The organism is Hydrogenivirga okinawensis (genome assembly GCF_055385515.1).
Genome location: NZ_AP042386.1, coordinates 1573214 through 1586388, shown reverse-complemented (window position 1 = coordinate 1586388; position 13175 = coordinate 1573214). Strand labels below are relative to the sequence as shown.

13 protein-coding genes are annotated in these 13175 nt (G+C 50.8%); 8 read left to right on the top strand and 5 right to left on the bottom strand.

What is annotated here, in order from left to right; translation table 11 throughout:
- Nucleotides 1–17: 17 nt before the first annotated feature.
- Entirely contained in the window at nt 18–1016 is a 999-nt protein-coding gene (gene hypE, locus ACZ483_RS09070) for a hydrogenase expression/formation protein HypE (protein ID WP_464323856.1), read from the bottom strand.
- Nucleotides 1017–1036: 20 nt separating this feature from the next.
- Between hypE and moaC the strand changes: the two genes are divergently transcribed.
- From moaC to aroA, 4 genes are all read left to right on the top strand, one after another.
- Nucleotides 1037–1795, top strand: coding sequence for a cyclic pyranopterin monophosphate synthase MoaC (moaC, locus tag ACZ483_RS09065; RefSeq protein WP_464323855.1), 759 nt, complete (start codon nt 1037–1039; stop codon nt 1793–1795).
- Nucleotides 1795–2367 carry a UbiX family flavin prenyltransferase gene (locus ACZ483_RS09060; RefSeq protein ID WP_464323854.1) on the top strand — a complete coding sequence of 191 codons (573 nt, stop codon included), beginning with the start codon at nt 1795–1797 and terminating at the stop codon, nt 2365–2367. The genes moaC and ACZ483_RS09060 overlap by 1 nt, the downstream gene beginning before the upstream one ends.
- A 150-nt stretch (nt 2368–2517) precedes the next feature.
- The gene (locus tag ACZ483_RS09055) at nt 2518–3366 is read left to right on the top strand and encodes a prephenate dehydrogenase (RefSeq protein ID WP_464323853.1); all 849 of its coding nucleotides are present in this window, start codon (nt 2518–2520) and stop codon (nt 3364–3366) included.
- Nucleotides 3363–4664 (top strand): 3-phosphoshikimate 1-carboxyvinyltransferase, encoded by a 1302-nt coding sequence (gene aroA, locus ACZ483_RS09050; protein ID WP_464323852.1) that lies wholly within the window; start codon nt 3363–3365, stop codon nt 4662–4664. The genes ACZ483_RS09055 and aroA overlap by 4 nt, the downstream gene beginning before the upstream one ends.
- Here the strand turns inward: aroA and ACZ483_RS09045 are convergent.
- Nucleotides 4644–5720 carry a DUF763 domain-containing protein gene (locus ACZ483_RS09045; RefSeq protein WP_464323851.1) on the bottom strand — a complete coding sequence of 359 codons (1077 nt, stop codon included), beginning with the start codon at nt 5718–5720 and terminating at the stop codon, nt 4644–4646. The genes aroA and ACZ483_RS09045 overlap by 21 nt on opposite strands.
- A complete protein-coding gene (gene coaBC, locus ACZ483_RS09040; protein WP_464323850.1) occupies nt 5717–6895 on the bottom strand; it encodes a bifunctional phosphopantothenoylcysteine decarboxylase/phosphopantothenate--cysteine ligase CoaBC in 1179 nt (392 codons plus the stop codon). Before coaBC ends, ACZ483_RS09045 begins: the two co-directional genes overlap by 4 nt.
- 70 nt (nt 6896–6965) lie before the next feature.
- Between coaBC and ACZ483_RS09035 the strand changes: the two genes are divergently transcribed.
- Nucleotides 6966–7709, top strand: coding sequence for a menaquinone biosynthesis protein (locus tag ACZ483_RS09035; RefSeq protein WP_464323849.1), 744 nt, complete (start codon nt 6966–6968; stop codon nt 7707–7709).
- Here the strand turns inward: ACZ483_RS09035 and ACZ483_RS09030 are convergent.
- Nucleotides 7687–8793, bottom strand: coding sequence for an inositol-3-phosphate synthase (locus ACZ483_RS09030; RefSeq protein WP_464323848.1), 1107 nt, complete (start codon nt 8791–8793; stop codon nt 7687–7689). The genes ACZ483_RS09035 and ACZ483_RS09030 overlap by 23 nt on opposite strands.
- Nucleotides 8794–8907: 114 nt before the next feature.
- Between ACZ483_RS09030 and ACZ483_RS09025 the strand changes: the two genes are divergently transcribed.
- Genes ACZ483_RS09025 through murJ form a run of 3 tightly spaced genes read left to right on the top strand, consistent with a single transcriptional unit; the run spans nt 8908 to nt 12901 of the window.
- On the top strand, nt 8908–9348 hold the full coding sequence (locus tag ACZ483_RS09025) for a PNPOx family protein (RefSeq protein ID WP_464323847.1): 441 nt from the start codon (nt 8908–8910) through the stop codon (nt 9346–9348).
- The gene (locus ACZ483_RS09020; RefSeq protein ID WP_464323846.1) at nt 9348–11408 is read left to right on the top strand and encodes a primosomal protein N' family DNA-binding protein; all 2061 of its coding nucleotides are present in this window, start codon (nt 9348–9350) and stop codon (nt 11406–11408) included. Before ACZ483_RS09025 ends, ACZ483_RS09020 begins: the two co-directional genes overlap by 1 nt.
- Nucleotides 11408–12901: a murein biosynthesis integral membrane protein MurJ gene (murJ, locus tag ACZ483_RS09015; RefSeq protein ID WP_464323845.1), complete on the top strand. Its 1494-nt coding sequence runs from the start codon at nt 11408–11410 to the stop codon at nt 12899–12901. The genes ACZ483_RS09020 and murJ overlap by 1 nt, the downstream gene beginning before the upstream one ends.
- Here murJ and rpsT read toward each other — a convergent pair.
- A complete protein-coding gene (gene rpsT, locus ACZ483_RS09010; protein WP_464323844.1) occupies nt 12851–13129 on the bottom strand; it encodes a 30S ribosomal protein S20 in 279 nt (92 codons plus the stop codon). The genes murJ and rpsT overlap by 51 nt on opposite strands.
- Nucleotides 13130–13175: the final 46 nt, after the last annotated feature.

Genomic DNA, 13175 nt, shown 5'->3' with positions numbered 1-13175 from the left:
AAAGAAGAGGTTATGACTCAGCATATCCTCGGGAGGAGCTCTCCGGAGGGAGCCTCCATCACTCTCCTCACGCCGTAAGGCGTCTTTAAAACTACCCTCGACCTGTCTTTCGACACCACTCTCCCTATTATCCGAGCTTCAGATCCGTAGGGATGGGATTTTAGAGTCTTTAATACCTTTTCCGCATCCTTCTCTGCAACCGAGAGAACAACCATCCCCTCGTTGGCAAGGTGGGTGGGTTCAAAGCCCAAAAGCTCGCACAGTCCCTGAACCGCCTCCTTTATTGGAATGCTCTCCTCCTCCACCTCTATCTCCACTCCCGACTGCTCAGCCCACTCGTTCAGAACTGCGGCAAGACCTCCCCTCGTGGGATCTCTAATGGCGTGTATCTCCGCTCCTGAGACTAAAACCTTTTCAATCATATCCCACAGGCTCCTGCAGTCGCTCTCTATGGGGATGTCGAACTCCAGCCCCTCCCTCTCGGCGAGTATGCAAGCTCCGTGATCCCCGACCGTTCCCGAGACGATTATCACGTCCCCCACCCTCAAATTGTGGGCGGATAAGCCCTCGTAGATCACCTCCCCAATTCCCGAGGTGTTTATGAATATCCTGTCCACCTGTCCCTTTGGAACAACCTTGGTGTCTCCCGTGACCACCTTTACTCCTGTTCTCTCAGACTCCTGAGCCATACTTATGACTATCTCCTCGAGCTCCTCGAAGCTGAGTCCCTCCTCAATTATGAAGCCAACCGAGAGGTAGAGGGGTCTCGCTCCCATGACCGATAGGTCGTTTACCGTTCCTGCGACAGCGAGCTTACCTATGTTCCCTCCTCTGAAGAAGGGCGGGGAAACGGTGAAGGAGTCGGTGGTGAAGGCTACTTTGGAGGGGATTTCAAGGACGGCTGAGTCCTCCATCTTTTCCAAGACCGGGTTGGAGAAGTGCTTTAGGAAGAGACCTTTTATCAATCTCTGGGTTTCCTCGCCTCCGGAGCCATGGGAGAGGAGAACTCTTCTCATAATAGGTTATATTAAAGCTCATGAGGACGATAGACGTTAGCAACAAGTTCGAGACCCACAGGAGCGCGAGCGCCTATGGAAGGATAAGACTAAGGCCTGAGACGGTGAAGCTCATAAAGGAGAGGAAGCTCCCGAAAGGAGATCTTGTGGAAGCAACAAAGCTGACGGGAGTATTTGGTGCCAAGAGGACGGGAGAGATACTCCCCTTCTGTCATCCCATCTCTTTAGACTTCGTTGAGGTCAAGGTGGAAGTGAACGAGGACAGCGTGGAGGTATTTTCCAAGGTGAGTGGAATAGCGAGAACGGGTTACGAGATGGAGGCTCTCACAGCTGTTATGAGCGCACTCCTAAACGTTTACGACATGTGCAAGGGAGTGGACGACAGCATGGTGATAGAGGAGGTAAAACTGACCCAGAAGAGCGGAGGGAAGTCGGACTGGAGTGGGGATCTTAGGGGTGTTAAGGTGAACGTTCTATCTCCTGACGAGAGGTTGAGAGAACTTGCGGTTGATTACGTAAAAAACCTCGGAGGAGAGATAAACAGAGATGCCCGTCTTTTGATAGTGATAGGGGAACCCTACGAAGTAGTGGGGGAGCTAAGAGCCTTTGAGAGCGTGATAGCCCTATATGACTTCAGGAAAAACCCCAAGCTCGTCGGTGAGGAGATAAGGGTCGGGAAGGATAGGGATGGAACCCTCGTAGTTATAATCCCTGAGAGGGAGGAAAAGGTAAGACTCTTCTTTGAAACCTTCGGTGGGATTCTCAGGAGCCTTCTCTGATGGACAGGTTCGTCCTCTGCATGACGGGTGCGAGCGGCGCAATCTACGGATACAGAACCCTCCAGGTTCTTTCAGAGAGAGCCCACGTGGACGTTGTGGTATCTGGCGCCGGGAATATAGTCCTCCGAGAGGAGCTCGGAAAGAGCGTTAAGGATATAAGATCGGAATTTCCACAGGTGCGCTTTCACGAGGAGAGGGATCTCACCTCCCCTTTGGCGAGCGGATCCGTTCTCACAAGGTACAGAGCAGTTTTAATAGTTCCCTGTTCCACGAGCACCTTGGGAAGTATCGCTTGCGGTGTGAACAGTAATTTGATCCACAGGATAGGGGAAGTAGCCTTAAAGGAGAGGGTCAGGCTCGTTATGCTCGTAAGGGAGATGCCCTACTCGAAGATACACTTAGAGAACATGCTCAGGGTAACCGAAGCGGGAGCGGTAGTTCTGCCCGCAAGTCCCGGCTTTTACCACAGACCTGAGAGTTTGGAGGATATAGTAAACTTCGTTGTTGGGAAGATCCTTGACGTTGTGGGAGTGGAGCACGACCTCTACGATAGGTGGAAAGGAGGGGGATGAAGAGGTTCCTTTTACGCCTCCATGGCTTTTCTAAAGCTCCTGGGGTTATGACAGGTTCATTCTTACGGAGAACAGCGTTCTATACATAGTGGGGATAGGCAGGCTCAACAAGGAGTTCAAGCTCCTCGATATGTTTTAATATTCTCTCCTATGACCGAGAACCTCCTCATAATCGGTGTCGGTTTCATGGGTGGATCCTTCGCCTTAGCTCTCAGAGGGAAAGGCTTCGAGGGGAAGATATACGGCATAGACATAAATCCTGAAAGTCTTGAGAAGGCAAAAGAGCTTGGCGTTATCGAGGAGGGAAGCACCGAGCTCTCCTCAGTAAGAGATTTCTCCCCGGACATCGTGGTTCTTGCATCCCCCGTGAGAACCTTCAGGAAGATAGCGAAGGGGATAGCTCCTTACGTCGAGGAGGACTGCGTGATTACGGATCTCGGGAGCGTAAAGGGAAAGCTCGTTTTAGATCTCGAAGATATACTCGGAAGCAGGTTCGTCGGGAGCCATCCGATCGCAGGAACGGAGAAGTCGGGGGTGGAGCATAGCTTCGGGGAGCTGTTCGAGGGGAAGAAGGTGATAGTGACTCCCACGAAGAGAACGGACAAAGGGGCTCTCGAAAAGGTCGTCCGACTCTGGGAGATAACGGGAGGGGTGGTGGAGTTCATGGATCCCTACCTCCACGACTGGGTCTTTGGAGCGGTCTCCCACCTTCCCCACGCTGTAGCCTTTGCGCTAATAGATGCCCTAATAGAGATGTCGGACGAGGTGGATCTCTTCAGGTATCCGGGGGGAGGTTTTAAGGACTTCACGAGGATAGCGGCGAGCGACCCGATAATGTGGAGGGATATCTTCCTGGAGAATAAGGAGAACGTCCTGAAGGCGATAGATATTTACACTTCCTCACTCAAAAAGCTCAGGGATCTTATAGAGAGCGAGGAAGAGGCAGAGCTTACCGAGTTCCTAAGAGAAGCGAAGACGAGGAGGATGAGCCTGGAATGATGAGGATAGTAAGGAAAGCAAAGAGGGTAAGCGGAGAGCTGAGAGTCCCTTCGGACAAGTCCATATCCCACAGAGCTCTGATCCTTGGATCCTTAGCGAGGGGTGAGACCTTCGTTTACAACTGGCTCTCTTCGGCGGACACGAGAGCTACTATGAACATACTTCGTGAGCTCGGAACGAGGATCAGGAGGGGGAAAGGTAAGATTGTGGTCGAGGGGAGGAACTATCTATTTGAGGAACCAAGAAACGTCCTCGATGCCAAGAACTCGGGGACTACCGCGAGGATAATGCTCGGTGTCCTTTCCGCCCAGCCCTTCTTTAGCACACTGACCGGGGACGAGAGCCTCAGGCAGAGACCCATGCTCAGAGTGGTGGAGCCTCTCAGGGAGATGGGAGCGTATATAGACGGAAGGGAGAGCGGGAACAAGCTACCTCTCTCGGTTAGGGGAGGATCCTTGAAGGGGATATCCTTCTTTAACAAAAAAGCTTCCGCTCAGGTGAAGTCCTCCCTACTTCTGGCTGGTTTGAGAGCGGAAGGTATGACTGAGGTAATCGAGCCGGTTCTTTCGAGGGATCACACGGAGAGGATGCTGAAAGCCTTCGGCGCTGACGTCATAACCGTACCGGAGGAGAGGGGACACATAGTAAAGGTAAGAGGGGGGCAGGAGCTCGAGGGCACTGAGATCTTCTGTCCCGCAGATCCCTCTTCGGCGGCCTTCTTCTGCGCCTTGGCGGTTCTTGTGGAAGATAGCGAGCTCTTGCTTAAGGACGTTCTCGTAAATCCTACGAGGGACGGATTTTACAGGAAGCTCAGGGAGATGGGAGCGGACGTAAGCTACGAGAACGAGAGGGAGATCTCGGGAGAACCTGTAGCGGACATACTCGTGAGGGGAAGAAGGAGGCTAAAAGGTGTGAGAGTAATTGGAGAGGAAGTTCCTTCCATGATCGACGAGATACCTGTCCTCTCTGTTGTGATGGCTCTCGCCGAAGGAAGGTCTGAGGTAAGGGGTGCGGGGGAACTGAGGGTAAAGGAGAGCGACAGAATAAGAGCGGTTGTTCAAAACCTGAAAGCTATGGGAGCGAAGATCGAGGAGTTTGAAGACGGCTTCGTCGTAGAAGGTGTAGAGAGGTTAACAGGAGCAGAGATAAGAACTCTCGGTGATCACAGGATAGCCATGGCTTTCGCGATTGCAGGCTTAGTGGCCGAGGGAGAGACGATAATAGACGATCCCAAGTGTGTAGAGATATCTTATCCGGCTTTCTTCGAGGATCTCGAATCAATCGTTGAGTATTCTTGAAAGCCTCTTTATAGCCTCTACCTTCTCTCTGTTACCAACCTTAGCCCTTTCTATAGCCCTCTTTAGTGTATCTATAGTAACGTCGTAAACATCTCTTTGGACGGGGTAGGGGTGCCCGTCCTTCCCCCCGTGGGCGAAGCTGTACCTCGCCGGATCTTTGAAGGAGGGCTTTGCTCCGTAAAGGAGTTCACTGACGAGGGCGAGCGCCCTTATCGTCTTGGGACCTATACCCCTCTGCCTGAGCAGATCCTCAAAGCCGTTCAGAGAGCTCTCATCCACCTTCTTTATCGTATCCCTCAACTTTTTTACGTTGAAATCTTCGGGCGTTATGTAGTGCCTCCTCGGGAGTTCAAGCTTTCTCACCCTCTCAAGCTCTTTAAGAAGGGTCCCTTTGTCCTTCAGGAGGTTCAGAATAGCGTTTCTACTCTCGGAGGATTCGGATGATGTCATGTCCAAGGTTATCCTCTCGTGAACCTTCTGGGCGGAGATACCGCTGTGGGGTTCCTCGACAAAACTCTTCAAGTTCTCTCCGAACCAGTGGTACCTGCGGGCGTATCTCTCCTTCTCGTTCATACCCTGCTGAACTACAGCCCATAAGCCCTCTTCGGTGAATATCAGGGTGTGGTGGTAGAGCTGGTAGCCGTCCTGAAGGAGGGTGTTATCCACTTTCGCCACGAGCCTGCTGATGTCCTTTAACCTCTCCGTATCGATCCCGAGTATCTCTCCGATCCTGTCGAGTTCTTCGGGAGTCCTAAGAGCGGTCTTCCCCTTTCCTCCAGCCATAAAGACTCCGATATCCCTTCCGATGTCCTTAAGAGCCTCCTTTATCGCTCCGCAGACGGTGGTGGTGAGACCGCTCGAGTGCCAGTCAAAGCCGAGAACGCACCCGAGGGACTGGAACCAGTAGGGATCGGAGAGCCTTTTCAGGAGAACCTTTCTCCCGTGCTCCATAACCATGAACTCGAGGACATACCTCGAGAGTTTGACCATCCTCTCGAAGATCCAAGGGGGAGCCTTTCCGTAGTGGAGAGGAAGGTTGGCGATACCTCTTCTCATTCCTTTAAATATAGCTCCTTGATCCTCCTCAGTATAAACTCCGCACTTTCGAGCTTGGTCCTGAACTCGAATTCCTCGTAGCCTTCTGGTGTTATGAAATACCCCCTGTGATGCCCACTTCCCATCACCTCAACAGGGTTAGCTACGATAACGTCGAGGTTCTTTCTATTTAGCTTTTCCTTCGCGTTCTCAAGGAGGTTCTCGCTCTCCAGGGCAAAACCAACCAGAACCTGGTTTGTTTTCTTCCTTCCCAGTTCTTCGAGTATGTCTGGCGTCTTTTCAAGCTCTAAAATCAGCTCATCCTTCTTCTTTATCTTCTGCTTACTGAGCTCCTTGGGTCTGTAATCGGCGACGGCGGCGTTCATTATCACTACGTCGCTCTCTTCAAACTTTCTGAGAACGGCTTTAAACATATCCTCCGAGCCAACCACCCTCTCTATATTGACCTCGGGAGGTTCCTGTGCGGTTGTAAAACCAGCTATAACATCAACCTCAGCCCCTAACCACCTCGCAACCTTAGCCAGGGAAAAACCCATTTCACCGCTCGAATCGTTAGATATAAAACGAACGGGATCTATATACTCTCTCGTGGCACCGCAGGTGATTAGAAGCCTCCTGCCCTCCAGAGGCTTAGGGTAAAGTGCCCAAACTACCCAGTCTAAAAGCCTCTCGTTGCTCGCCAGCTTACCCTCCCCTTCCTCCTCGCAGGCTAAAACTCCCCACTCGGGCTCTATCACCACTACCCCCCTTTCCTTCAATTTTCTGATGTTCTCCTGAATCGCGGGATTTTTATACATGACGGTGTTTGCCGCCGGGGCTATAAGAAGCCTGCCGCCGTAAGCAAGTGCCGCAGTTGTAAGTAGGTTGTCCCCTATACCTAAGGCTATCTTTGAGAGGGTGTTCACCGTGCAGGGCGCTATTAGAAAGACCTCAGCCCAGCGGGCGAGCTCGATGTGGGCTAAGGGTTCTGATTCCCACTCTGAGTCGGTATAAACCCTGTTGCCCGACAATGTCGCGAAGGTAAGCTTACCTACAAACCTTTCTGCAAAGGGGGTCATTACAACCCTAATCTCAGCTCCCGCTTTCCTGAGATCCCTCACAAGCTGAGCCACCTTGTAAGCCGCTATCCCGCCGGTGATACCTAAGAGTACCCTTCTGCTGTTCAGTAGCTCCATTGGAATATACCCTAACATGAACGAGGTCAGTATCTTAACGGGTAAGAGGTTAAAATTAAGCTGTAATCGGATGGGTTTAAAGGTAGGTAAAGTCGGTTATCTCAATACGGTTCCCCTCTTTTATTCGCTCGAAGGTTTTGATGTAGTAGAGGGGCATCCTTCCGAACTTGTTAAAGAGCTGAGGGCGGGGAAGATAGACGCGGGCATAGTTTCCTCGGCAGAGCTATTCTTCAATCCCGAGAGCTACTATATACTTTCCGATCTTTCTATCTCTTCAAAGGGAAAGGTCTGTTCCGTCCTACTCCTCTCCAACGAACCAATGGAGGAGATAGAGCGTATAAGGGTAACCCCCAACTCCCTCACCTCGAGGTTTTTGCTCCTTTACATACTCAAGTGCATTTACGGAAGGAAGGTAGAAGAAGTCGCGGAGGGAGAGGACGCCTTCTTAGCTATCGGAGACGAAGCTATTCAACTGAGGGATAAGTATCCATATACCTACGATCTGGGAGAGGAGTGGTTCAAGGCTACGGGATTGCCCTTCGTCTTTGCCCTTTTCCTCGTCAGGAGGGAGGTCCCTAAGGGGGAAGTGAGGAGGTTGAAGGAAGAGGTGGAGAAATCGGTAGAGAGATTTTACAGAGACATGAGAGAAGGAAGAACACCTTACTCAAAGGGTTTTTACAGGAGGTACTTCACCGAGTGCATAGATTACAGTTTGGGGGAGGAGCACCTAAGAGCCCTGGGAAAGTTCTTCTCCTTCCTGGAAGAGGAGACGGGAAAGCCCGCCCCCAAGCTTATCTCTCCCTCTCTCCTCTGATGAACTCTTCGACCATCTTCTTAGCCTGCCAGTCGGGGTACTGGATAGGGGGATGCTTCATGGTGTAGGCGCTGATCGAGTAAAGAGGACCTCCTATTCCCCTGTCCCTCGCGAGCTTGGCACACCTAACGGCGTCTATCATGGAACCGGCGCTGTTGGGAGAGTCCTCGACGTCGAGCTTTAGCTCCACGTACATCGGAACGTCACCGAAGAGCCTCCCCTCGAGCCTTATGTAAGCTATCTTCCTGTCCTTGAGCCAGGGGACCCAGTCGGAGGGACCTATATGGACGTTCTCCCAGCTCATACCATTGGGAACGAGAGAAGTTACCGCTTCCGTCTTGGAGACCTTCTTGGTCTTTAATCTCTCCCTCGCGAGCATGTTCAGGAAGTCCGTGTTTCCTCCGAAGTTGAGCTGGTAGGTCTTGTCGAGCTGAACCCCTCTGTCTATGAAAAGCTGAGTCAGTGTCCTGTGGACTATAGTAGCTCCCACCTGAGACTTTATGTCGTCCCCCACAACGGGTATTCCTCTCTCCTCAAACTTCTTAGCCCACTCAGGATCTGAGACTATAAAGGTAGGCATGGCGTTGATGAAGGAGACTCCTGCTTCGAGGCAAGCCTGAGCGTAAAATCTCGCCGCCTGCTCCGATCCGACGGGAACGTAGTTTATGAGAACATCTGCTTGAGTTTCCTTGAGTACTCTCACGATGTCCTCGAGCTCGTCTTCCCTTTCATCGGCGAGAACGAAAGTCCTGTCCTCAGGATACTCCCTCATGTGAGGGGCAAACCCGTCGAGAACCTTACCCATCCTTACCTTTACTCCAAGGTGAGGGACCTCGGGCTCGAACACGGCAGTGCAGTTAGGAGGGGCGAAAATGGCTTCAGAAACGTCCTTTCCTACCTTCCTTGCGTCGATGTCCCAGGCGGCAACTATCTCAATGTCCCAGGGTTTGTATCCGCCTATATCCTCGTGCATGAGACCGCTCGTCCCAACGGTCCCCTTCTTCTTGTAGTAGTAAATCCCCTGCACGAGAGAGCTTGCACAGTTGCCAACGCCCACTATGGCAACCCTCACCTTTCCTGCCATTCTCACCACCTCCTTAGGATTTTCTTATCTCTCGATTTTTAAATTATATTAACATGGTCTCGTCCTTACAACCCTGCTATCATAACATTTAAATCGAACAACGGGAGGTTTGAAATGCTTCCAAGGGAGCTTATAGATCTAATGAGGGATCTGGGCGTTTTTCCTGTAGTCGTTGGAACCGTTGATGGAGAAGGAAATCAGCACATGACCTTTGTCACTTGGATATATCCGATAGACGAGAGAACCCTAAGGATAGCGGTCAGCTCCAAAGCCAGGACTTCGGAGAACATAAGGCAGACGGGCAAGGTAGTGGTCCAGATATTTGCTCCCGACAAGTGCCTTACCTGCTACGGAACAGCTAAGGAGATTCTTGAAAGGATAGAGGGCGTTCCCTTTGATGTCTCCGTATTCGAGATGAGCATAAAGAGCGTTGAGAACTCCCTCTTTCCCGGCTCTACTATAACCGGGATAATACCCTTCGCCCACACTGGAAACGTCAAGAAGATGGTAGAGCTCGACGAAACGGTTCTGTCTGCCCTAAAGAACAAGGATTAATGCTCCTTAAGGTTCTGCTGCCGGGAGGAAGAGCGAAGCTCTGTAAAGGTGAATGGATCAGGGAGGAGAGCCCTGTAGGCTGGAGGGTTCTCGTATCAACTCCCGAGGGAGGGAGAACAGGTGTAGTGGTCGGTGTCCAGGAGGAGGGAGAAGTTCAGGCTGAGATAATCTCCTTCCCCGACAAAATGCCTCTGCTTACAACCGCTCAACTCTCCCTCCTCGATGATCTTGCCTCCTCTTACCTTATGCCTAAGGGTGTCCTCCTGTTCAAGCTTCTTCCATCGACTTTCCTCTGGGAAGAGGAGGAGGTTATAGTTACAGGAAGGAAGGGCTGGGAGGGTTTAGATAGAAGAAGCAAAGAGGTTTTAGAGTATGTCAAGAAACGAAGAGGCGTGAAACCAGAGAATCTAAAAAAGCGCTTCGGCTCCGAGCTTGTCAGGCTTCTGCTGAACAAAGGGTTTTTGACAAGGGAGAAAAAATGGAAGGTCCCAAAGGTTGAGGTGAGATTTTACAGGCTCAACCTCCCCCTCCAAGAGGCTATGAAGAGAGTAAGGAGCAAAGAGAAGAAGAGAATACTCGTATTTCTAAGCGGAAGGCTCTCCGTGAGCGAGGAGGAGCTCTTAGAGTGGGGATTTAAAAGGTCCGACGTAAACGATCTCGGTAGAAAAGGTATCCTGTCGATAGAAAAGGAGTACGTGGGTTCAATAAGAGAAATCCCCCTGAGGCAGAGGACGGTCTCCCTGAAGAGGTGGGGGGATAGGGCTGTCCTGTGGAGTCACTTCAAGAGAGCCGTCGATGAGATCTCATATATAGCGGATCAGAACCTCTCTCGTGGAAGATCGACTCTCCTATTGTTCCCCGATTCAGAGGAACTTCTCGAAGTTTCTCAAAGGCTGAAGAGTGAATTCGGTGACAGGGTTATTGAAATTTACTCGAAGGTGAACTCAAGAGAGATCGTAGAAGGCTGGTTTTCAGCCCAGGAGAGGGAAAGCATTGTAGTGGGAAGCTACATAGCTTCCTTATGCCCTGCTAAGGATACGGAAAGTGTAATCCTCTTTAATGAAAGCTCTCCTGGTGTAAAGCTCAAACACATGGGGAACCTCGATCTCAGAAGGCTGTCCCTGCTCTTGGCAAGAAGAGTTGGAGCGAACCTTCTCTTTACAACACCCGCCCCCTCCTTAGGAACCTTCCTGATGGTCAAAGAGGGAAAGATGGATATGGACAGGGAGGAACAAACTGCGAAGACGGTGATACTTAAGAGGGATCCGGAGGAGGTGTTGACCGAGGAGGCTTTCAGGATTCTCGAGAGTTCCCGGGAGAAAGATATACTCTTTTTAGTCCCGAAGCACGGATACAGCTACGTTTACTGCCCAAGGTGTGAGACTCCCGTCGAGTGTCCGGAATGTGGAACTTTTCTTACCTATTCCAAGGCGAAGGGAGAGATCCACTGCACCACCTGCAGTTATAGGCTCGAGGAGTTCAGCTGTCCGGAGTGTGGAGGACACGTTGAAGAACTCGGCTTCGGTATAGAGAAGGTTATAGAGACTGTGGAAAGGAACTTCGGCATTAAAGAGAACTTCCACTTTTCCACCTACCCCACGTGGTCGAGGACTTACGATATAACTCTCATAGCTTCGGCGGACGGATTCCTCTCTATACCCTCTTACAGAGCTACGGAGGACTTATTTCTCTACCTTGTGCGGTCTCTGTACTCCACCAAAGACAAGCTCATCGTTCAAACGGTCTTCCCGGAGGAGGAGATTTTTAAAAAGGTCTCCCGTAAGGATTTCGAAGCCTTTTACGAGGAGGAGCTTGCTTATAGGGAGAGAGAGATGCTCCCTCCCTTCTGGAGGATGGCTCTAATAAAGGTGAAGAATAAAGAGATCAGGAGCTATATATTCAAGACGGTATCTCCAAACGTCAAGATGAGCTACAATCTCAGGGAAAAGTGCTACGACATACTTGTGAAGTTCAAGGACAGGAGGGCTCTTTTCAAGCTTGCGGGGCTCAAGAAGAAATTCGGCAAATATATAATTGAGCTCAGGGTAGATCCTTTCTGATGAAACTGGCAAGGTTCGCTTTCGGATTCGCCCTCGGGACATTGATAAGCAGAATCCTTGGTTTTTTGAGAGATGCGACCATAGCCTACTTCTTCGGTGCTTCACACATCTCGGACGCCTTCTTTGTAGCCTTCAGAATACCGAACACCTTTCGCAGACTGTTCGGAGAGGGAGGATTTAACGCAGTCTTTATTCCCCTCTACACAAAGGCGATAGAGGAAGGAAGGGAAAAGGATTTTTTGAAGAAAGTTCTCGGCTTTTACATAGTATCGAACCTTAGTGCAACCCTACTGGGAATTCTCCTTTCCGAGTATATAGTCTCTCTGATAGCCCCTGGGCTTAGAAATAGGGAAACCTTTTCCCTCGCCGTCTTCATGGCAAGGTTCCTCTTCCTGTATCTATTCCTGATAGGGCTCTCCGCCTTCTTTATGGGTATCATGAACGTGAAGGGAAAGTTCTTTATACCTGCCGTATCTCAGGCTGTATTCAACGCTTTTTTCCTTGCGGTTCTGCTTATCAGTGCAGAAAGGTTCGGCTACGTGGCTCTAATTGTCGGTGTCCTTACAGGGGGAATAGCCCAAATCCTTATTTACCTCCCTTATCTATTCAAAGACCGGGTTTCTCTCTGGATAAGTCTCAAGTTCGACGATGAAGTAAAAACGCTCTTAAAGAGACTCCTTCCAGCCCTTGGCGGCTTCGGTGTGGGACAGCTCTCCGTATTTATAGACACCTTCTTAGCCTCCTTCCTCAGAACGGGAGCTATATCCTACCTTTACTACGCCAACCGAATCTACCAGCTACCTTTCGGAGTCATATCGGTGGGTGTGGCTAACTCCCTGCTCTCCCTCCTCTCCAAGAGGGGCATCGACAGGGGAAGGGAGCTTACCAACGCCTTCCGTCTCATAGCAATACTGACCGTTCCTGCCTCGGCAGGTCTCTTTCTTCTCTCAGAGGAGATTGTTAGGGTGGTTTACTACAGAGGTAGCTTTACGGAGACGGACGTATTCTACAGCTCTAAAGCGATCTCTCTCTACAGCCTCGGGCTCTTCTTCTTCTCCCTTCAAAAGACCCTCTCCTCCTCATTTTTCTCAAGGGGCGATACAAGAACCCCCGTGAAGGCTTCACTCCTCACCGTTCTTAGCGAGGGTGCCTTCGCTTCTATCCTCGCCTTCGTGATCGACCTCGGAGTCTTAGGACTCCCTGCAGGAACATCCCTCTCCTCCTTAACAGGTCTTATTTACCTGCTTATAAGAACTAAGGACAGACCTATCTGGAGCACCTTTATGAAGACACTTCTTAAGGTCTCGATAGGAACCGGCGTAATGGCTCTCTTTATACTTCTTTTGAAAGTGTTGAACATAGGACACACTACAACCCTTATGGTGGCTATCCCGGTAGGCGCCTCCCTCTACCTTCTATCCCTCGTTATACTCAAGGAGGACTTAACTCTGAGCCTCGGCAAGGGCTTTGTTAAGAAGCTCCTGAACCCTTGAGGCTCTCCTCGCAGCCTCCCTCTTGTGGATAACTCCCTTGCTCGCCGTGTGGTAGATAATGCTTATTACTTCGGGGAGGAACTCCTTAGCCTCCTCCAACCTTCCTTCCCTCACCATCTCCCTGAACTTCTTGATATAGGTTCTCATTCTGGACAGGTGGTACCTGTTCCTTTCCCTTCTCCTTGCGTCTCTCCTCGCCCTCTTGGCTGCCTGTCTTGTGTTCGCCATCTCTGACTTACCTCCGAATTTACGAGTTGGATATTTTACAACAAAT